17 protein-coding genes are annotated in these 21,233 nt (G+C 62.8%); 14 read left to right on the top strand and 3 right to left on the bottom strand.

The genetic code is table 11. The annotated features are described in order from the left end of the window. Positions 1-425 precede the first annotated feature (425 nt). The 10 genes from EP30_RS08955 to EP30_RS08910 all read left to right on the top strand — a co-directional run bounded on the left by EP30_RS08955 (position 426) and on the right by EP30_RS08910 (position 13,016). Complete coding sequence (locus tag EP30_RS08955; RefSeq protein WP_140558007.1) at positions 426-2,114, top strand: amidohydrolase; 1,689 nt, start codon at positions 426-428, stop codon at positions 2,112-2,114. A 95-nt stretch (positions 2,115-2,209) separates the two neighbouring features. Then, complete coding sequence (locus EP30_RS08950; protein WP_140558004.1) at positions 2,210-3,877, top strand: ABC transporter substrate-binding protein; 1,668 nt, start codon at positions 2,210-2,212, stop codon at positions 3,875-3,877. Between the two features lie 18 nt (positions 3,878-3,895). Beyond that, a complete protein-coding gene (locus EP30_RS08945) occupies positions 3,896-4,861 on the top strand; it encodes an ABC transporter permease (RefSeq protein WP_140558002.1) in 966 nt (321 codons plus the stop codon). A gap of 1 nt (position 4,862) precedes the next feature. Then, a complete protein-coding gene (locus EP30_RS08940) occupies positions 4,863-5,774 on the top strand; it encodes an ABC transporter permease (RefSeq protein WP_094663819.1) in 912 nt (303 codons plus the stop codon). Further along, the gene (locus EP30_RS08935) at positions 5,771-7,459 is read left to right on the top strand and encodes an ABC transporter ATP-binding protein (protein ID WP_140557999.1); all 1,689 of its coding nucleotides are present in this window, start codon (positions 5,771-5,773) and stop codon (positions 7,457-7,459) included. Before EP30_RS08940 ends, EP30_RS08935 begins: the two co-directional genes overlap by 4 nt. A 369-nt stretch (positions 7,460-7,828) precedes the next feature. Further along, a complete protein-coding gene (locus EP30_RS08930) occupies positions 7,829-8,896 on the top strand; it encodes an aliphatic sulfonate ABC transporter substrate-binding protein (RefSeq protein ID WP_181160856.1) in 1,068 nt (355 codons plus the stop codon). A 6-nt stretch (positions 8,897-8,902) separates the two neighbouring features. Beyond that, positions 8,903-9,793 (top strand): ABC transporter permease, encoded by an 891-nt coding sequence (locus tag EP30_RS08925; protein ID WP_140557993.1) that lies wholly within the window; start codon positions 8,903-8,905, stop codon positions 9,791-9,793. 84 nt (positions 9,794-9,877) lie between these two features. Continuing rightward, positions 9,878-10,618, top strand: coding sequence for an ABC transporter ATP-binding protein (locus EP30_RS08920; protein ID WP_140557990.1), 741 nt, complete (start codon positions 9,878-9,880; stop codon positions 10,616-10,618). A 441-nt stretch (positions 10,619-11,059) separates the two neighbouring features. Next, positions 11,060-12,541 (top strand): YeiH family protein, encoded by a 1,482-nt coding sequence (locus EP30_RS08915; protein WP_140557988.1) that lies wholly within the window; start codon positions 11,060-11,062, stop codon positions 12,539-12,541. 43 nt (positions 12,542-12,584) lie between these two features. Further along, on the top strand, positions 12,585-13,016 hold the full coding sequence (locus EP30_RS08910; protein ID WP_140557986.1) for a hypothetical protein: 432 nt from the start codon (positions 12,585-12,587) through the stop codon (positions 13,014-13,016). A gap of 258 nt (positions 13,017-13,274) precedes the next feature. Here the strand turns inward: EP30_RS08910 and EP30_RS08905 are convergent, their stop codons facing one another. Then, the gene (locus EP30_RS08905) at positions 13,275-13,772 is read right to left on the bottom strand and encodes a bifunctional precorrin-2 dehydrogenase/sirohydrochlorin ferrochelatase (RefSeq protein WP_140557983.1); all 498 of its coding nucleotides are present in this window, start codon (positions 13,770-13,772) and stop codon (positions 13,275-13,277) included. Continuing rightward, positions 13,769-14,575 (bottom strand): uroporphyrinogen-III C-methyltransferase, encoded by an 807-nt coding sequence (cobA, locus tag EP30_RS08900; RefSeq protein ID WP_140557981.1) that lies wholly within the window; start codon positions 14,573-14,575, stop codon positions 13,769-13,771. The genes EP30_RS08905 and cobA overlap by 4 nt, the downstream gene beginning before the upstream one ends. Before the next feature lie 254 nt (positions 14,576-14,829). Between cobA and hemB the strand changes: the two genes are divergently transcribed. The 4 genes from hemB (at position 14,830) to hemC (ending at position 19,107) form a co-directional block, all read left to right on the top strand. Beyond that, a complete protein-coding gene (gene hemB, locus EP30_RS08895) occupies positions 14,830-15,834 on the top strand; it encodes a porphobilinogen synthase (protein ID WP_140557979.1) in 1,005 nt (334 codons plus the stop codon). A 13-nt stretch (positions 15,835-15,847) separates the two neighbouring features. Continuing rightward, complete coding sequence (locus EP30_RS08890; protein ID WP_140557977.1) at positions 15,848-16,744, top strand: uroporphyrinogen-III synthase; 897 nt, start codon at positions 15,848-15,850, stop codon at positions 16,742-16,744. A gap of 121 nt (positions 16,745-16,865) precedes the next feature. Further along, on the top strand, positions 16,866-17,915 hold the full coding sequence (locus tag EP30_RS08885) for a LacI family DNA-binding transcriptional regulator (protein ID WP_140557975.1): 1,050 nt from the start codon (positions 16,866-16,868) through the stop codon (positions 17,913-17,915). A 181-nt stretch (positions 17,916-18,096) separates the two neighbouring features. Further along, the gene (gene hemC, locus EP30_RS08880) at positions 18,097-19,107 is read left to right on the top strand and encodes a hydroxymethylbilane synthase (RefSeq protein WP_140557974.1); all 1,011 of its coding nucleotides are present in this window, start codon (positions 18,097-18,099) and stop codon (positions 19,105-19,107) included. A 107-nt stretch (positions 19,108-19,214) separates the two neighbouring features. Here hemC and EP30_RS08875 read toward each other — a convergent pair whose 3' ends face one another. Then, positions 19,215-20,993 (bottom strand): glycoside hydrolase family 13 protein, encoded by a 1,779-nt coding sequence (locus EP30_RS08875; RefSeq protein ID WP_140557973.1) that lies wholly within the window; start codon positions 20,991-20,993, stop codon positions 19,215-19,217. Between the last annotated feature and the right edge of the window lie 240 nt (positions 20,994-21,233).

Raw genomic sequence — 21,233 nt, 5'->3', positions numbered from 1 at the left:
TGGTGAACGGGATTATAGGGATTGATTATGAGCGCTCATAGATCCTTGAAACCATTGGAATTGCAAGGCATGAGGCCGTGTGAGGCATAGCCGTTCTCTATAGGGGCCGGTTATGACAAGTGAAAGAACGGGACAACCATGGCGAATGCGTGACGGCCATAACCAGCCGCTATAGCGAATCCGCCGATTTCGGTTCAGGCGACGTCTTCGTGCGGCTAGTATGGCAACCAACGACGACGCGGATGGGGGTCCGCGACATCGTACGGAATCATCACAGTGCCGATATGAATTCAGCCGTATTCGAATTCACACCGGCACGATCGCACACGAAGGGTCAACGGTCTCAAGGGGATGCCGTCGGCATATTCGATATTCGCCTTCATGATTCCGTGAATCAGTCATCGACATCACGTAAGGGGGAAACCATGTCTGATGAACCGTATTCCGAAACCGAGGAAATCCGCCCGCGACTGTTCGTGGGCGGTGACATCCTGACCGCCACGCCGGACTTCGAGAACGCACCGAAGCCCCAGGCGCTGCTCACGAATGCCGAAGGCCGTATCGTATTCGTCGGCGACGAGGACGAGGCTCGTTCTCGCGCCAAGGAATTCGACAACGTGGAGGAACGTGATCTTGACGGCGCCGCGCTGCTGCCCGGATTCGTCGACGCGCATGGCCATCTGTCGGCCATCGCCCACTATTTCACCACCGCCGATCTTCACGATACGAAGGACATCGACGATGTCGTGAACCGTCTGCGCGACTTCGCACAGCAGCGTCACATCGATGCCAGCGGCATCATCATCGGCAACGGATACGACCAGAACACGCTTGCCGGCGGCAAGCATCCGACACGTCATGATCTGGATCGCGTGTCCACCACCATTCCGGTGGTGGCGGTCCACGTCTCCGGTCACGTGCTCGCCGCCAACACGAAGGCGCTGGAGGTCAGCGGCATCCATCTCGACGACCCCGACCCATTCGGAGGCACCTTCGGGCGCGACGCGGACGGGCTTATCAACGGGTACGCGGCCGAGGGGGCGGCTTGGCGCATCCGCGCCGCAGCGGCGGAACGCAGCGTCGTCGACTTCGATGAGCTCGGCGACGCCACGCAGGACGTCTACCTGTCGAATGGCATCACCACGGCGCAGGACGGGGCTTCCGGGCGGCAGCCGCTCGCGGATTTCGCCCGGTTCGCCAATACGCACGGTCTGCGCCTCGACGTGGTCGCGTACCCGGTCAGTGGTCGGGATTCCGACGGCGTGCTCGCCGACTACGCGACCTACGTGGGCGAAACCTACCACAATGGACTGCGCATCGGCGGTCTCAAAGTCGTGTTGGACGGCTCCCCGCAGGCGCGTACCGCATGGGTGACCGAGCCGTACACGCCCGGTCCGGAAGGAGAAGGATACCGTGGCGGCCCGTCGGTCAGCGAGGAGGCCGTCTACCAGGCCGCGCGCAAAACCATCGACAACGATCTGCAGCTCATCGTGCACACCAACGGGGACGCGGCATCCGACCGGTTCCTCGACGCCTACGAGCGAGCGCTGCACGATTCGCCGAATCCCGGCAAGCACGATCTGCGTCCGGTGATGATCCACAGCCAGCTCGCCCGTCAAGACCAGTTGGAACTTCTGCAGAAACTCGGCGGCATTCCATCGTTCTTCGTGGCGCATACCTGGTATTGGGGAGACGTGCATGTGAAGAACTTCGGTGCCAGACGAGGCGGTCGAATCTCCGCCGCCGGTGACGCCAAACGACTGGGGCTGCGGTACACGTTCCACAACGATTCGCCGATCATCAAGCCGAACCTGCTTGACACCGTCTGGGCGGGTGCCACACGACGCACCAGAAGCGGACGCCAGCTCGATCTCGACCAGCGGGTGAGCGTCGCTGACGGATTGCGTGCCATCACCGCCAACGCCGCATACCAGTACGGCGAGGAGCGCGACAAGGGCACGTTGGAGGCCGGCAAGCGCGCCGATCTGGTGATTCTGGAGAAGAACCCGCTGTCGGTGCCGTTGGACGAGACCGGGGCTCCGGACGACAGCCTGCGCAGCCTTCACGTGCTGGAAACCATCAAGAATGGCCGTACCGTCTGGACGCGCGGCTGACCAGCCACCCATCACTCGTATCAGATTCATCACTCGTATAGGGGAACCACAACATCACGCGGCTTTGGGGAGTCGCACACGAAGGGGGAACAATCATGAACAATCGGAAGAATCGACCGTTGTCCGGTCGCATAGGCAAGGCATTCGCGGCAATCGCATCCGTGGCCACCATCGCGGCGCTCGCGGCATGCGGCAGCTCGTCGGCGAGCGGCGGCGACAATGCCGGAACGCCTCAGCAGGGCGGCACGCTGCGGCTCATCCAATTCCCGGACACCGGCCAGTGCATCGACCCGTCCCAGGCCATCTCCGACTCCGGTCCGCGCACGGTGGTGCGCAACTATGTGGAATCGCTCACCGATCAGGACCCGGACACGGGCAAGCTGGTGCCGCGGCTCGCCTCCGACTGGCAGGTGAGCGAGGACGCGAAGACGTACACGTTCCACATCAGGCAGGGCATCACGTTCTCGGATGGTGAGAAGCTCGACGCGGCCGCCGTGGTCAAGAACATCGAATCGCTGTCCAAGCAGGCGGCCATCTCCAAGGTGCTGTCGCTGAACACGCTGGAGAAGGCCGAGGCCACGGACGCCAACACGGTGACGGTAACGTTCTCGACACCGAACCTTGCGTTCCTCAATTCCACGGCGTCGACGAAGTTCGGCATCATCGCGCCGAAGTCGCTTGACATTCCGGCCGCACAGCGCTGCTCCGGCCAGGGCGTGTACGGCACGGGACCGTTCACGCTGGAACAGTACGATCCGAACACGAAGACGATCCTGAAGCGTCGCGCCGACTACAAGCCGACCAGTGAGCTCGCCAAGCATCAGGGTGCCGCCTACCTCGACACCATCGAGATCTCGTACGTGCCCGAGGAATCCGTGAGACTCGGCACCTTCTCCAGCGGACAGGCCGACGCCATCCACGCCGCCACCACCGAACAGTTCACGCGGAACGCCGTGGCGCAGATCAAGGCCGCCGGCGGCACCATCCAGTCGCACTCCATCCCCGGACAGGCGTTCAACATCTACCCGAATGTGGCGGACGGCAAGCCGCTGAGCGACATCAAGGTGCGTCAGGCGCTCTCCTACGCCATCGACCGTGCCACATACGCCACCACGGTGTACCGCGAAGGATACCCGGTGGTCGGCAGCGTCTACGACGCCACCAGCGTCGGACTGGTGAAATCGCCCGACACCACCACCTACGACGTGGACAAGGCCAACAAACTGCTCGACGAGGCCGGCTGGAAGCAGGGCGACGACGGCTACCGTCACAAGGACGGCAAGAAGCTGACGATCGTATGGTTCGATGCGACCAAGCGCACCGGCCAGGAGCTGCTGATCGACGAGCTGCGCAAGGTGGGCATCGACCTTCAGGTGGACATCAACCCCTCCGCAGGCGAGAATCTCAAGCGCGTACAGAGCGGCGACTACGACTTCGTGACCACGCCCTACAACGCCAAGAACGATCCGAACGTGTTCGACCTCATCTACAGTGATCAGCCGTCCTTCTACAGCGGCGTTCACTCGCTGACCCCCGACAAGCTCAAGCAGGCCCAGGATATTCTCAAGCAGGCCGACGAGGGCACCACCAAGGAGGCGCGTCTGGAACAGTACTCGAAGTTCCAGAAGTTCATCGAGGAGAACTATGCGGCCATTCCGCTCAGCGAGCGCACCCAGGATCTTGCCGTATCCAACAAGGTGCATGGCACCCGGTTCGGTGTGGAGACCACCGTCGATTTCACCGACACGTGGCTGTCGAAGTGACGAGTGGGGCGCGCAATCATGAATCCCAAAGGATATGCGGTGTATATCGCCAAGCGTATCGGGCAGGCGGTCCTGGTGCTCTGGGCCGCCTACACGGTGACGTATGTGATCCTCAACCTACTGCCCAAGAACGTCGAACAGTCGATTCTGGTGGCCCGAGGCATGCAGGAGGCCGTGGGTGATCCGAACGCCATCGCCCAGGTCCGTTCCGAATTCGGACTCGATGAATCGCCGGTACGGCATTATTTCACGGTGCTGTTCGCCGCGTTGCACGGCGACCTCGGCACCTCCTACCAGTACGGTTCCAACGTGGCCTCGCTGATCGCGACACGACTCGGCATGACGATATCCGTCAGTCTGCTCGCCATACTGCTGGCGGTGGTCGTGGCGTTCGCGCTCGCGTTCGCCGCATCGTACTTCCGCCAGAAGACCGTCCGCGCGATCCTGCAGGCGCTGCCCACACTGTCGGTGTCGGTGCCGACCTTCTGGATCGGTCTGCTGCTCATGCAGGTGTTCTCCTTCTGGCTGGGGCTGCTGCCGTCCATCGGGCAAAGCGGATGGAAGACGATGGTGCTGCCGGTGGTCACCATGGCCATCCCCGTGAGCGCCATGCTGTCACGACTGCTCATGGATGGGTTCGACACCGTGATGCGTGAGCCGTTCATTGTGGCGGCCAAGGCGCACGGTTTCAGCCGTCGGTCGATCGTCATCGGTCATGTCATCAAGAACGGTTCGCTCCCGGCGCTGACCATGCTTGGCCTGATCGTGGGCGGTACGGTGAACGGCGCGATCGTGGCGGAGACCGTGTTCTCCCGCCAGGGTGTGGGCCTCCTGATCCAGCAGGCCGTGCAGAATCAGGATTTTCCCGTCGTGCAGGGCGTGGTGTTGCTTGCGGCCGCGGCCTTCGTCGTCGTCAATCTGGTGGTCGATCTGATCTATCCGTTACTTGATCCGCGAATCTCCCATATCGCCAAGGAGGTGTGAGATGAGCAACGCCATACAACTTGAATCACTCGAATCGGTGAAGACATCCATGCACAGTACATCGTCATACAGTCAGTCCGTGTCCACTGTGTTGCGCAGGATCGGAAACGGATTGCGCGCACACAGCAGCGTCTCGACCACGTTGGCGGGACTGTTCACCGTGGTGATACTGATCGCCTCGCTGTTCCCTTCGGTGGTGGCCCGCAAGGATCCGTACGCCACCGACCCCGTGCACATGTTCCAGGCGCCGAGTGCCGAACACTGGTTCGGCACCGACCAGCTTGGCCGTGACCTGTTCTCGCGAACCATCTACGGCGCGCACGCCACCGTGACGGCGTCCCTGCTGTCATTGGCCATCGCCGTGGTGGGCGGTCTCATCATCGGCATCGCATCCGCCTACGTCGGCGGCATCGTGGACACCGCGCTCATGCGTTCGGTCGACGTGCTGCTGTCCATTCCTGGGTTGCTGCTGTCCATCACCATCGTCACGGCCATCGGCTTCGGCACCACGCCAGTCGCGGTCGCCATCGGCGTGGCCAGTCTTCCGGGTTTCGCGCGCACCACTCGTGCGCAGACGCTGAAGATCAAGAACCACGCCTACGTGGAGGCGGCCGTCGTGTCCGGCGTCTCGCCGTTGCGCATCGTGTTCTCGCACATTCTGCGCAACGTGCTCGGACCGGTGTCTGTGCTCGCCATGCTTGAATTCGGCGCCGTCATCATGTCGGTGGCCACGTTGAGCTTCCTCGGCTTCGGTGCGAAACCGCCGGCCGCCGAATGGGGCTCCCTGATCAACGACGGTCGCAACTATCTCATCACCAGCCCGTGGATATCGCTGATCCCCGGATTCGTGGTGGTCCTGACCGTGCTGTCCGCCACCGTGCTGGCGAACAATCTGAAACGAGGTGAACGATGAGCAGTGCTGAACCCACGGCAACGGCGGCTGGAACCGCGACGGGAAAAATCGCAACGAACGACGGTAATGACACGGTCATCGAGGTCTCGCATCTGAGCGTGACCTACCGGTCGTCCCGCCGATCGGTCACCGCCGTCAACGATGTGACATTCGCCGTCCGACATGGCGAAACCGTCGGCATTGTCGGCGAATCCGGCTCCGGAAAATCAACCCTGGTCGACACGTTCCTCGGCATATTGCCCGACAACGCCGACATCACCGGCACCTTCTCGCTGTTCGGCGAGGACTTCACCCATGCCGACGAACGGCAATGGCGGCGGGTTCGCGGCCGCGTCCTCGGATTCGTTCCGCAGGACCCGCGAACGAACCTCGACCCAACCATGACCGTCGGCAAGCAGACCGAACAGATCGTACGGCTGCGCCATCCCGAACAGTCACGTGACGATGCGCGGAAGCGCGTCATCGACCTGTTCACCGAAGTCGGCATCGACCGCCCCGAACTGCGCTACCGGCAATATCCGCACGAACTGTCCGGCGGACTGCAGCAGCGTGTGCTCATCGCCCAGGCCCTGGCCAGCGAACCGGAGGTCATCGTCGCCGACGAGCCCACCAGCGCACTCGACGTCACCGTGCAGAAACGCATCCTCGACGTACTTGAATCACTGGTACGCAAGCGCGGCATCACCCTCGTGATGATCACCCACGATCTGGCGGTCGCCTCCGACCGTACACAACGACTGCTGGTCATCCACAACGGGCGTCTGGTCGAACACGGCGAGACGCGTCAGGTGCTCGACCATCCCCACGAGGAATACACGCGGCATCTGATCTCCTGCGCACCCGCGTTCCAGGTGAACGAGAACGTGCAGGACGACGAGCGTGAGCAGGCCGACGCGGAGACCACCCCGTCCGACGACATCGCCGTGAGCTGGAACGACGTCTCGAAGGTGTACCACGAACGCGGCGGACGAGGGGCGGCGTTCAACGCGCTGAACCACGTATCGCTCACCGCCCGCACCGGACGGACGCTGGCCATCGTCGGCGAATCCGGTTCCGGAAAATCCACGCTGCTGCGACTCGCGCTCGCACTCTCCGCACCCACATCCGGCACCGTGCTCGTCGACGGACGCAACATCCACGAACTGCACGGCCGCGCGCTGCGCATCGAACGACGCAACTTCCAGCTCGTGCAGCAGAACCCGTTCGACTCGCTCGACCCGAACTACACCGTGCGCAAGGTGATCGACGAACCGTTGCGATCATTCGGCTACGGCAACCGTCAACGCCGCAACCAACGCATCGCCGAACTGCTCGACCGCGTCTCCCTGCCCGAACGGCTGCTCGACGCCAAAGGCTCCGAACTCTCCGGAGGCCAATGCCAGCGCGTGGCCATCGCCCGGGCGCTCGCCATCAGCCCGAAGATCCTGTTCCTCGACGAACCCGTCTCCGCACTCGACGTCTCCGTGCAGTCGCAGATCCTCGACCTGCTCAAGGAACTGCAGGAGGCGCTGGGCGTCACCTACGTGTTCGTTTCGCACGATCTTGCCGTCGTCGCCGGTCTGGCCGACGACATCGCCGTCCTCGAGCGCGGCAACATCGTGGAACATGGCAGCGTGGACGACGTCTTCGGCCATCCGCGCAGCGCCTACACCAGAAAGCTCCTCGACGCCATCCCCGGGCGTTGACGGTCTCCCGGGAAGATCGCCGTCGTCGACGTCGTTGGAGTCTCCCCGCACGGTCCGGTGGACATCCCCGTCCGCCGGACCATTTTCCGTATGGTGCCGCGTATCGAACGGTATGCCGGACGGCGTATCGAGCGGCGGCGACCATACACGCGTAACCGCTGAAATTTCAGCGGTTGATAAACGGCTCAAGATTTTTGGATTACCCCAAAGCGTTGATTTCACTCGAATGGGCAATATTGCGCGGAGATAATGGTGAGCAACGCGGCTCGTCGCAGGGGACCGGTACGACGGCGCGACATACATCGTAAGGGGATCATGATGGGCACAGGCAACGGGAGTGGTATACGCGGACGGCTTCACGGCGTGCGCATGGCATGCCGTTGCGCCGCGGCCGCGCTCTCGCTCACGCTCATGCTGTCCCTGTCCGGATGCGCATGGCCCAGCGAACTCATCGCCGACGCCGGTGCCAAGGCGCTGCGCGACAACGGCAGCGGCACCACCACACTGCGCATCGCCGCCCAACCCTACCCGCTGTACTCCGACGTGTGGGTGGCCCACGAACTCGGCTACCTCAAGGACGAACTCGGCAAGGCCGATGCCAGCTACACCTGGGATTCGTTCAAAAGCGGACCGCTCGTCAACGAGGCCATGGCCTCCGGCAACGAGGACATCGGCTACGCGGCCGACCTCCCCGCCATCATCGCCAAATCCACCGGGCAGAACGTGACCATCGTGTCGAACGTGGCCTACGGGGAGAAGGCGCTCGCCATCATGGTGCCCACTGACTCGCCCATCACATCCGTCGCCGATCTCAAAGGGAAGAAAGTCGGCTATGCCACGGGATCGTACGCCCAGCATCTGCTGGCGCTGCGCCTCGCCGAACAGGGCTTGACGCTCGACGACGTGCAGACCGCGAACCTGTCCGCCGAGGATCAGGTCGCCGCAATCCAGAGCCATGGCGTGGACGCCATCGTGATCTGGGAGCAGTACATCACCAAGCTGGAAAGCGAGGGCACGGCCAAGGTGCTCGTCGACGGCACCGGCGTGAAACGCGGCAACATGGTCAGCTATGCGACCGCCGACTATGCGAAGCAGCACCCGGACGTGATCCGCGCCTACAACCGTGCCGTGCAGCGCGGCGCCGATCTGATCGCCAAGGACCCCGACAAGGCGTCGGCCGCCGTGGCCAAGGACTTCGGCGTGGATGCCGCCATGCTCAAGCGGATCTGGACCCATCTCACGTTCACCACCGAACTCAAGCAGGACGATATCGACGCGGTCACGCAGGTCAGCGACTTCGCGTGGCGCAATGGCATCCTCAAATCGCAGGTGGACGTCAACGCACTCATCGACACCAAACTCGCCGTATCAACGTCGTCTTCGGCGTCATCAACGTCATCGTCGTCGTCATTCACCACAGCCACTACGAAGGAGTGACCAGTCATGGTCGAAAAGGTACTTACGGGATTGTCGGCACTCCGTCCGGGTGCCATCGAATCGAAGTCCGCCACCGTCGTGCGACCGGATTCACGCACGCAGGCGGGCGCGAAGAACACGGCAACTGCGAAACGGCGTTCCGCCGCGACCCGAGGCATCGGCGGATGGGCGCTGTATCTGGCGCTGCCCGTCGTCCTCGTGGCGGCATGGTCGCTGTATGGCGTGGTCCGCGGCGGCCAGTCCGTCGCCATGGCGACGCCGCAGCAGATCGTGGGCGCCGCGGTCGAATATGCGGCCAACGGCGAACTGTGGCTGAACATCGCGGTGAGCATCGCCCGCGTGCTGGAGGGATTCCTCGTGGCCCTGGTCGCCGCGGCAGTGCTCGGTGTGGCCGCAGGCGTCTCGCGCCGGTTCGAGCGCGCGATCGATCTGGTCATGCAGATCCTCCGTCCTATCCCCGGCATCGCATGGATTCCGCTTGCGATCATCTGGTTCGGCATCGGCGAGAACTCCAAGGTGTACATCATCTTCATCGGCGCGTTCTTCCCCATGTTCGTCAACATCGTCGACGGCATCAAGGGCATCGACAAGCGCTATTTCGAACTCGGCGAAGTGTATGAGATCCCCAAGTGGCGGTTCATCCGTCAGGTCGTGGTGCCCGCCGCGCTGCCGCAGATCCTCACCGGTATCCGTCTGGGCCTGTCCGGCGCGTGGATCTGCGTGGTGGCCGCGGAGATGATCGGCGCCACGTCCGGCGTGGGATTCATGCTGTCCGACGGCCGTTCGATGTCCCGCCCGGACGTGGTGATCCTCGCCATGCTCATCATCGGCGTGATCGGCAAGTTCATGGACGACTTCGTGCAGTGGCAGCGTCGTCGTGTGGTCAACTGGCAGTGAACGGTCGTCCGTGAACGACGATGACGAGACAGCGATGACGACATTGACGACATCACCATCAACGAAGGCGGCGGACCTGCGATCATGACCGACAGCATCATCGACATCCGTAATCTCACCAAGACCTTCCCGTCCGACGACGGTGAGATCGAAGCGTTGCACGACGTGACGCTGTCGCTTGATCGCGGCGGATTCACGTCGATCATCGGCCCGTCCGGCTGCGGAAAATCCACGCTGCTGCGCATCATCGGCGGACTTGACACCGACTATGAGGGCACGGCGCTGATGAACGGCGAACCCATCGCCGGGCCCGGCCGTGACAAGGGATTCGTGTTCCAGGACCATCGTCTGCTGCCATGGTTCTCCGTGCGTGACAACATTCGATTCGCGCTGCCCGACGATCGTAAGCACGACGACGACTACATTCAGGAATACATCGATCTGGTGGGGCTGAACGGCTTTGAAAAGGCCCTGCCGAAGCAATTGTCCGGCGGCATGGCGCAACGTGTGGCCATCGCCCGCGCGCTGGCGAACCGGCCGAAGATCCTACTGCTCGACGAACCGTTCGGCGCGCTCGATGCCATCACCAAGATCAAGCTGCAGGACCAGCTGCTGCGCATCTGGCAGGCCGAGCACATCACGATGGTGATCGTGACGCATGACATCGACGAAGCCGTGTACCTTGGACAGACCGTGGTGGTGATGAAACCGCATCCCGGTGAGATCAAACGCGTGGAGCACGTTGATCTCGGCACGCCGCGCAAGCGGGTCGGCGATGCGTTCAACCGCGCCAAGGACGCGATCTACACCGAATTCTTTGCTTGATCGTGTGAGCCTGTGCCCGGCTGTGCCTGATCACGGCTGATTTCCGATCCGCGCGACGTTATTGATTATTCCGATGGCGACGCGCGGATTTTTGTTGTAACGCGAAGCTTGCGTTGGATGAGGTCGGGTCGTTAGCATCGGAACTACGCAACGGAACGAAGGTTGCCACGCAACGTTTCGCAACGACGGGATTCATTTGACGGTGGGGGACACGCGTCGGGGGAATTCAATACGCAGATGTGGCATCAGACCTGAATCCGTTCCGTTGCGGCCAATTCATCAATCAATGCAACACAACTAACAAACCATCAACAAGCTGACGTCAGTCAACAGACAAGATGTTCGGTACCGCGGTAGTCAGGCGTCGTGGCGCCGAATGTGATCACGGACAATGCCGATGGGGATCGGCATCGGTCGTGCAAGGAAGAAGGGGAAACCATCATGGCGCAATCACAACCGGTGGCGGTGAGGCAAACCGCCAAGCGTGGAGTCAAGGAAGCGGTCCCGGCGGCCGCCGAAGGACGCAAGATCCTCGGCAGCGAGGACTGGTGGGCCACGTTCATCGGACTCGGCATCGTAGTGCTCGGATTCGTGATCTGGGCGTTCGGCGGCACCTTCAACGTGTTCGCCGCCAAGATCCCCAGCTGGGGTGATTGGGCGTTCCTGTTCAACGGCGGCGACGTGACCAAGAACGGCGTCACCACGCATGCGGCCGGACTCATCCAGCGACTGCCGAACATCATCGCCCTGTTCGCCCTGTTCGCCCTGTTCGCCGTGGTGTTCGGCGTGGCCGCGTACTTCCTCAGGCTCAAGGTGCAGGCGTTCCTCGGCGGATTCCTCGCACTGTTCGTGCTGAGCTTCATCGTCAACGTGTTCAGCTCGTCGAAGTTCGCCAGCTCCTACAATCTTGAGGCGCCGCTTGTCGCGCTGGTCATCGGCCTGCTGCTTGGCAACCTGATCAACCTCGAACGGTTCTTCGGCGGCGCGCTGCGCACCGAACTGTTCGTCAAGGTCGGCATTGTGTTGCTCGGTGCCACCCTGCCGTTCACCACCATCGTCAAGGCCGGACCGGTCGCATTCCTGCAGGCCACGTTCATCGCCGTATCCACCTTCCTGGTGATCTACTTCGCCGCGACCCGCCTGTTCGGACTCGACAAGCGCTTCGCCGCCACGCTCGGCGCCGGCGGTTCCATCTGCGGCGTCTCCGCGGGCATCGCCGTGGGTAGTGCCGTCAAGAGCCGTAAGGAGCACGTCTCCGCGGTGATCTCCATCGTGGTCGTATGGGCCATCATCTCCATCTTCCTGCTCACCGCACTCGGCAAGGCGTTCGGTCTGCCCGACGGTGTGGCCGGCGCCTGGGTCGGCACCTCCGAGTTCGCCGACGCGGCCGGCGTGACCGCGGCCAGCAGCTTCGGCGAGCAGGGCATCGCCGCCTTCACCCTGATGAAGGTGGTCGGCCGCGATATCTTCATCGGCGTGTGGTGCCTGATCCTCGCGTTCATCGCCGTGACCTACTGGGACCGTCAGGACCAGATCAAGGAGGCCAAGGCCGAAGGCCGCGACCCCGCCACCCTGCCCAAGCAGAAGCTTGACGTGGCGCAGATCTGGCACCGCTTCCCCAAGTTCGTGATCGGATTCTTCATCGCCTCGATCTTCCTCACCATCGTGATCGCGGTGGCGGGTACCGCGGCATCCGGTGGCGTCACCAGCGATCTGATCACCCCGATCAAGGAACTGCGCACGTGGGCGTTCACCTTCACGTTCCTGTCGATCGGTCTGACCACGCGCTTCGGCCAGCTTTCCTCGCTCGGCTGGAAGCCCGCCGCCGCATTCAGCATCGGCGCGATCGTGAACATCATCCTCGGATTCATCCTCTCCGCGGTGATCCTGCCCGGCTTCTGGGCCAACATCCCGGTGGCCTGACGAATCCTCGACCCGAACCATCCCATAACGAAGGAGCAGACTCATGAGTTTCGTAGCCCTGCTGAAGACCCGACCCGTGGGTGACGAACGGGTGACCGTCGCCGATTCCGACGACGCCGCGAATGCCGACAACACTGCGACTGCCGACGGCGGACTGCCCGTCGTATGGCATGTGATCGTCGACATTCCCTTCCTCGATGGACCATTCCGTCGCACACGACTGTCGCTGGACGAGGCGTCCGAGGCGCTCAGCAAACGCGTCGAACGCGCGACTGTGGTGGAACGCGTGCTGCGCGCACTGCGGTCGATCAGCGATGCGGACGACTGGCAGGTCACGATCTCATGGAAGGGCGTGCGCGCCGAACGCGACGGCGAATCCTACGAGCGGCTCGAACAGGAGCTGCGGGCTGCGGGATTCGACGACGGCGACTTCGAAATCCGCGTGGAATACGCCCGCTCCTGGGGGATGCTGTGATGCGGTTCGTCTGAGCTGCTGGCTGGCTGGGACTTGGGCACTGGTGTCTGGGCTATGGTGCCCGGCATATGATGATCGACACACTCGGGCCGTTTGGCCTCGCTCCGGCGATTTGATTGCAGAGCATATCAAATCACCTCCGCTGATACAGTCGATCATCATATGCCGGGCACCCCTTTCCATATTTGCCGACGTTCCGCCGGGTGCGTGGAGGGCAAAGGGATTTGGGGTGGATGGGAATCTGGGCCGCTATGCCGTTTATGCTGGTAGCCGCTGGAGCCAGTCGTGCAGCAACGCTTTCACCCTGCGTGCGCGTGACGGGTTCTGGCCGTATGTGGAGACCGTGAGCATCAGGCCGTCGTGTTCCGTCACGGCCACGTTGGCGAAGGTCGATTGCGCGGGATCGGCGGCGTTGTTGATCAGGGGGACCCCGGCCGCCCTGGCGTCGTTCGCGGCCTGCGCGTTCACCGTCGGATCGTCCGTGCAGGCGATCATGATGAACGCACGACCGGCATCGTCGTCGGTTGTGAAGTTATCCCCAGACTTGTATGACATATCCACCCAGATCACGCGTCCGGCCGACACCTGTTCGGCGATACGCGGATCGATCGTCGGGCTGATCACCGTCACGTGCGCGCCGGAATGCAACAACGACATGACCTTGCGCGCGGCCACGGTTCCGCCGCCCACGACCACGGCCCGTCTGCCGCGGATATCGAGATTCACCGGATACGGCTGACGGAATTCCGCGGTCATCGCTCGCCCGCCAGCGTCTCGTCCAGCAGCGACGCCACACCGCCGACCACGATCAACGCGGGCGCGCCCAGACCGGCCTCATCCACCGCCGCACGGATGCCGGCGAGATCGGAGCGCACGGCCCGTTGCTGTTCACGCGTGGCCCACTGGATCACGGCGATCGGCGTATCGGCCGGCTTGCCGTTGGCGATCAGATTACCGGTGATGCGGTCAAGCGATTCCATGCCCATGAGGAACACGAGCGTGCCCTCCATATGCGCGATGTTGTTCCAGTCGAGTTCATGCCCCTCGCGTTTGCGATGCCCGGCGATCACATGGAAGCTCGACGCATAGTCGCGGTGCGTTACGGGAATGCCCACGGCCGCCGGCCCCGCGATCGCGCTGGTGATGCCGGGCACGATCTCCACGCGCACACCGCGGTCGCGCAGATACCGCTGCTCCTCGCCGCCGCGTCCGAACACGAACGGATCGCCGGATTTGAGCCGCACCACGCGCTTGCCGTCACGCGCGAGACGGGCGAGCATATCGTTGATCTCACGTTGCTTCACCGGATGATGATGCGCGGATTTGCCCACGTCGATGCGTTCGGCGTCGTCGCGTGTGAAATCGAGCAGTTCAGGGTTGACGAGTCGATCGTAGACGATCACGTCAGCCTCCTCGATCCGGCGTTTGCCGCGCAATGTCAGCAGTTCCGGGTCGCCCGGCCCGGCACCGACCAGCGACACCAGCCCCGTGTCGTCGGTGCCGTCGTGCCGCGCAATACGTGCATTGGTCGCATCCTTCACGTCGTCGTTGCCGCCCATTGGTTCCCCTTGGTCCCTTCCGTTTGTCGACGCCCGTATGCGCCGCCGTCAATCACTCGTTCCAACATACCTGTCCGCGCAATCCGCGAGGAACGTCCGGAATCATCACCATCCTTGCAATCATTGAGCTCTATCAGCCGTCATAACAAACCGGTATAGGCGTTCCAACACCCGGCGCAACGCATTCCCGCCGAACCGGTTACGCTGGGGATTCGGAAAACGCAGATAGCGATATTGGACATATTGGGGGATATATGACGGAGAACAACACCATCAGCACACTGCAGTTCGATCGGCATCGTCGTCTGCGCACCAGCGCCGTGCTGCGCGATCTGGTACGCGAGACGCATGTGTCGAAGGACGACCTGATCATGCCGGTGTTCGTCGATGCCACGATCAGCGGCAGTCAGCCGATCGCATCGATGCCGGGCATTTCGCGCTTCGGCCTGGACGCCGTGGCCGCCGGGATCGATGAGATCGTGGTGCTTGGCATCAAATCGGTCATCGTGTTCGGCATTCCGGATCATAAGGACGATACCGGTTCGGATGCGTGGAGCGACGACGGCATCGTGCAGCGTGGCATCCGACTGATCAAGTCCCGTCATCCGGAGCTGGTGGTGATCGCCGACGACTGCATGTGCGAGTACACGTCCACAGGTCACTGCGGCATCGTGCGCGACGGTGAGGTGGTGAACGACGAATCGCTGGACTACATCACCCGAATCGCAGTGAGCCAGGCGAAGGCCGGCGCGGACATCATCGCGCCGTCGAACGCGATGGACGGATACGTGGCCGCGATCCGCGCCGGCCTTGATGCGGCCGGGTTCGTGAATACGCCAATCATGTCGTATGCGGTGAAGTATGCGTCGAGTTTCTACGGGCCGTTCCGTGACGCCGCCGACGGCGCTCCGCAGTTCGGCGACCGCAGTGGATATCAGATGGATCCGGCGAACCGTCTGGAGGCGTTGCGTGAGGCGGCAAGCGATGAGCGTGAGGGCGCGGACTTCCTGATGGTCAAGCCGGCGATGGCGTTCCTTGACGTGGTGCGTGAGGTGCGTAATGCGAGCGATCTGCCGCTGGTGGCATACAACGTCTCCGGCGAGTATGCGATGATCAAGGCCGCGGCGGCCAATGGCTGGATCGACGAGAACCGGATCGTCAAGGAGACGCTGACCGGTATCAAGCGCGCCGGCGCCGACCTGATCATCACCTACTTCGCCAAGGACGTGGCGGCGCGCATCGACGCCCGTACGTGGTGACGGCGAGTCCGTCATGACCGCACTGATCACCTATCCGCGGCGGAGCGTTCCGGAGGATCTGCGTGCCCGGCTTGAACAGGCCACTCCGGCCTCTCCGCCGATCTACCTGCCGCTCCGGCATCTTCGCGCGGTGCCGTTGTCGCCGCAGGACCGTCGGCGCATCGCGCGCAGCGGATATCTTGTGGTGACCAGTCATTTCGCGCTGACCACGCTGATCGATCTGCTCCCCACGCTTGCACCGGCATGGCAGGGCACGCTGATCGTACTGAGCCGCAAGATGGAGGCCGTGGCACAGAACGACGGGATCGTTCGTGTGCTGGTACCGGATGAGGAGAACCATCGAGGGCTGAGCCGGCTGATCGCCGCATTGCATGCGGGCGGTGACGGCGTTGGCGATGGTGACGGCATTCGTGATGCCGGCGTCGGTGATGCCGGTGATGCAGTCGGCGGAATCACCGAACTGTGTGGCAACCTGCATGTGCCCGACGATCATACTCACACTCCGATCACGTCAGAGGTGTCGACGCCTGTTCCGCGGATCCGTATCTACGACAACGCATGGGACGAGACGGACGAACGGAATGCGGTTCGATCGCTCCGGCGATCGTTAACTTCCGCACGACATGACGATTCCAGATTGCAAGAACGTGATCGGCAAGTCGAAAATCGTATGCGTATCGATCGTGTTCTGGTGACCAGCCCATCCGCATATCAACGTTTGCAACGGATCATCGCCATCACTCCAGAAAGTTTTATCGATGAACTAACGTATTATGTGCTGGGTCCCAGCACTGCTCGCATCATCGAGGCGGATGGCAATATCGTGATCTGCCCGCGTACCAACACCGACGTGCTCCGGCGGATTCTGGACCGGATGCTACGTGATCTTGCCGGACGATCGCAGGGCTGAACCCGGGCGGTCGTAGGGCCGGACTTCGGGCTGCGCCGGTGGATCGGCAAGGCGCTGTCGGCACTGACCGCCTACAATGACGGAAGGTTCAAGCGACTCGGCGTCGAGGAAGCGAGGAACGATGCAGGCGACCATTCAGGATGTGGCGGCCAAGGCGGGGGTTTCCATCTCAACGGTGTCACGCGCGTTTACCAGACCGGACATGGTGAGCGAACGCACGCGCGCCAAAGTGATGCGCGTGGCCGACGAACTCGACTTCAACATCTCCCGATCCGCGGCCACCCTCAAATCCGGGCGCACCAACCGCGTGGCAATGCTCATGAACGACGACATCACCAGCTGGTTCAACGCGTCGGTGCTCGCCGGACTTGAATCCGTGCTGCACCCGGCCGGATACGACATCGCGCTCTTCCAGAACATCGACACCGCACGCAACCGTCAGCACTTCTTCAGCACACTGCCGATCCGACGCAACGTGGACGCCATCTTCGTCGCATCGTTCGCCGTCGACCCGCACGAGGTCGAACAGCTCGGGCGCGCACAGGTGCCGATCATCGGCATCAACTCCCCGGACGTCGACGGATTCGACGCATCGGTGTCCATCGACGACGAACAGGGCATGTTCATGGCCGCCCAGCATCTCATCAAACTCGGCCATCGTCATCTCGCCTACGTGGGCGCTGAAGCGGTACGCACGCTCCACGCCAGCATCGACCAACGTGAACAGGGATTCCGAAGGGCCTGTGAATCGGCGCGGTCGGAAGGCGTCGAACTCGACTGGCAGGTGATCGGTGTCCCACGCGATGTATCGGCGCTCGCCGCCATCTCGTCACCGCAGACGATGTCCATGATTCTGGCCCGTCTGCTGGAACTCGATCCATTCCCCGATGCGATCTGCTGTCAGGCCGACATGATCGCCATCCCGCTCATGTTGCGACTCGAACGATACGGCAAACGGACGCCCCGCGACTATTCGATCATCGGATTCGACGACAGCACGTATGCCGACGTACTTGGGCTGACCACGATTCGGCAGAATCCGCAGTCGATGGGTGCGGCTGCGGCGCGCAAGGCGTTGCGACTGATCGCAGGGGAATCGTTGGGCGACGATGCGCATGAGACCGCGCCGGCCAGTCTGGTTCCGCGTAATACCGACGATACGTATGCGTGAGTTCGTCCGTTGGTTTCGTGGCGTCTCCCATAATTCCTTCTATAGGTTCCTCCCATAAGTTCTTCGTATAGCCGGGCGGCAATTCCGACTTGGCGCGACTGCTATAGTGGTCTGCCGGAATTTGGAATGCGAACTTGCCGGCGTGAACGGATGGCGCGGCGAAGCTGGAACGGGGGACGGGATGGGACGTGAATTCCGCATCGGCACGAGACGAAGCCGCTTGGCATTACGCCAGACCGAGCTGGTCTGTGACGCGCTGCGCAAACGGTTCCCGGATATCGTCATCACGCCGAAGCCGATCGTCACCCAGGGGGATCGGGATCTCAACTCCAGTCTGCAGACCATCGGCGGCAAGGGGGTGTTCGTCAAGGAGATCGAACGCGAACTGCTCGACGGCACGATCGATTTCGCCGCGCACAGTCTCAAGGATGTGCAGCCGGTGCTGCCCGACGGTCTGGTGCTGGGATGCTTTCCCAAGCGCGATTCCCCGTTCGACTGCCTGATCTCCCCGCGGCCATATGAGCGTTTCGACGATCTGCCGATCGGAGCGCGCGTCGGCACGAACAGTCTGCGACGGCAGGCGCAGCTGCTGCATCGCCGTCCCGATCTGGTGATCGTACCGATTCGCGGCAACATCGACAGTCGTCTACGCAAGATCGAAACCGAGCATCTTGACGGTGTGATCCTAGCCGAGGCCGGGTTGAACCGTCTGTATCCTTCATGCGCGGAAGGTGGAGCTGGCGCGGAGGTCTCCGAAACGGAATATCTCGGAGCCTGTCATCCCGAACTGGATGGACTGTATCGGCTGTCGCTGAGGGGCGTGCTGCTGCCGGCCGCCGGTCAGGGCGCGATGGTGGTGGAATGCCGCGCCGGCGACAGGGAGACGCTGAATCTGCTGGCCGCGATCGATGATCCGGTGACGCGTGACGAGGTCCTGACGGAACGGGAGTTCATGACCACGCTGGGTGGCAGCTGCACGTTCCCGATCGGAGCATATGCGATGGCGGTGGTGCCGCCGGAGACGGATGAGCGATGCGTGGCCTTTGAAGGGTTGGTCGCGTCCCCGGACGGCACGCATATGTTCACGGAGCGCAATGTCGGCACGGTCGCCGGTCATGTGGGACGTGCCGTCGCCGAGGAATTCATCGAGCAGGGCGTGCTTCCGCTTATCGATCCGGGTGTACGGGCATAGGGTTCTAGGGTTCTGGGTGTAACCGGGCAGGCTGAGGTGATATCGAGGGACGTCATCACCTGCGTCATCACCCGGTTGCACCCAGAGAGGCTGCTTAACTGCGCTGTCTAGAACGCGAGCCAGGCGGTGGCGTCCTGGGGGAGGCGGCCGTTGTCGTCGAGCGAGGCGGAGGCGAGCAGCACCTCGGCCTCGGCGGGCAGGGTCAGCGGTTCGTCGGCGAAGTTCGTCACGCTGGCGAACGTGCGGTTGTCGGCGGTCGGACGGCTGTAGGCGATCGCGGTGCCGCCTTCGGCGGTGTCGAAATCGTCCAGCCATGCGATCGACGTGTCGCCGGTCGGGGTGAGCAGACGCTGACGCAGGGCGAGCGCGGCTCGATACAGGTTGAGCATGGATACCGGGTCGGAATCCTCCGTATCGGCGGCGAAGTCCTTGAACCACAGGGGTTGCGGCAGATGCGGTTCGGCTGTGGGGGAGCCGTCGGGGCGTGCGCCCGGCGCTGGTGCGAACCCGAACGTGCCGGTCGTGCCATCGCCGAACTTCTCGTCCCATTCGGCCGGCTTCGGCTCGTCGGCGGCGGTCCATGGCAGCGGCACACGGCAGCCGTCGCGGCCCTTCACCGTGAACTGGTGTTCGGAATTGAAGGCGTAGGGGTCTTCCAGACGATCCCATGGGATGTCGGCCACTTCGAACAGTCCGAGCTCCTCGCCCTGGTAGATGTAGGCGGACCCAGGCAGTCCGAGTTCCATGAGCGCGGCCGCGCGGGCGCGACGGGTGCCGGCGGCGCGATCCTCCTCCACGAACTCGCCGTTGCGCAGCAGCCACGCCTCGGCCATCTGATGGTAGAACTTTGTCTTCACCTGCGGCAGCGCGTATCGGCTGGCCGAACGCGGCACGTCATGGTTGTTCATCACCCAGGTGGTGGTGGAGCCGGAGCGCTCGGCCGCGGCCATGCCGTCCTCGATGGCGACGCGCAGATCGGACTGACGCCAGTCGGCCTTGGCGAATTCGAAGTTGAAGATCTGGCCGAGTTCGTCCGGGCTGGCGTACAGGGCCTGATGTTCGGGGGAGATCCAGGCTTCGGCCACGGCGAAGCGCGGCGGATCGTATTCGTTGAACACGGTGCGCCATTCGCGGTAGATGTCATGGACTTCGGCGCGGTCGAAGAGCGGGTTGTCGCCGTTCGGGTTGAACTGGTCGAGCGTGGACCATTTGCCGAGTTCTACGAGCGGCTTGGATTCCAGATCCTTGGCGAGGCCGTGTGCCACGTCCACGCGGAATCCGTCGGTGCCGTGGTCGGACCAGAAGCGCAGGGTCTTGAGGAACTCCTCGTGGACTTCGGGATTCTTCCAGTTGAAGTCGGGCTGCTGCTTGGCGAACAGGTGGAGATACCACTGGCCGTCGGCCACGCGCTCCCAAGCCGGACCGCCGAAGATCGACTGCCAGTCGTTCGGGGGCAGTTCGCCGTGCTCACCGCGTCCGTCGCGGAAGATGTAACGGTCGCGTTCGGGGCTGCCGGGGGCGGCGTTCAGGGCGGCCTGGAACCAGACGTGCTTGTCGGCGCTGTGGTTGGGAACGATGTCGACCACGATCTTGATGCCGGCCTCGTGGGCGCGGGCCACCATCTCGTCGAAGTCGTCCATGCTGCCGAGGCGGGGGTCCACGTTGCGGTAGTCGATCACGTCGTAGCCGCCGTCGTGCAGTTCGGAGGGGTAAAACGGACTCAGCCAGATCGCGTCCACGCCGAGTTCCCTGAGATAGTCGATGCGGTCGGTCACGCCCTTGAGGTCGCCAAGGCCGTCACCGTTCATGTCCTTGAAGCTGCGGGGGTAGACCTGATAGACCACCGCCTGCTTCCACCAGTCGTTGTGGAGATTGTTTGCGGTCATTGCTGTCCTTTCCGTACAAGAAGTCCGGTAATTCCGATTGTCCACCGGTCGGCGATGGCCGGTAAGGGTGTGTCGGTGCCGGATGTGGACTACGTCATATTTGAACGTTCTAATCCTATCGCGACGGAACGACGATTGTGTACGTTCGTACATATCGGCGTGTCAGATTCGCAAATCGTGAATAATCGTCACTCGGACATGACCTATAAGCAAACTTCTGTATAACTCTCATGAATGCTT

The organism is Bifidobacterium sp. UTCIF-39, from assembly GCF_006408715.1.
Lineage (GTDB): Bacteria > Actinomycetota > Actinomycetes > Actinomycetales > Bifidobacteriaceae > Galliscardovia > Galliscardovia tissieri.
This window is presented reverse-complemented; position numbering and strand designations above follow the sequence as displayed.